The following is a 219-nucleotide window of genomic DNA, read 5'->3' on the forward strand; positions in this document are numbered from 1 at the left end:
CTGCTGGCAAAGCATTTACTATTATTTCAATAAATGGAGCAAAGATGGCTCTTTCAGAAAGGTTTGGATAGGTCTTTTGCTTCTTAATAAAAGAAAATTGGATATGTCAAGCCTTCAGTTGGACGGAAGCCACACCCCAAGCCGAATGGGAGGTGAAAAGCTAGGCTATCAGGGTAGAAAAAAGGCAAAAACCACCAACAGCATTTTTCTGTGTGATAA

1 protein-coding gene is annotated in these 219 nt (G+C 40.2%); it reads left to right on the forward strand.

Features of this window, described 5'->3' with window-relative positions; translation table 11 throughout:
* Nucleotides 1–219: transposase (locus GNY06_RS00305; protein ID WP_166518309.1), on the forward strand; the 219-nt coding region annotated here is incomplete at both ends.

The organism is Elizabethkingia argenteiflava (assembly GCF_009904105.1).
GTDB classification, from domain to species: domain Bacteria; phylum Bacteroidota; class Bacteroidia; order Flavobacteriales; family Weeksellaceae; genus Elizabethkingia; species Elizabethkingia argenteiflava.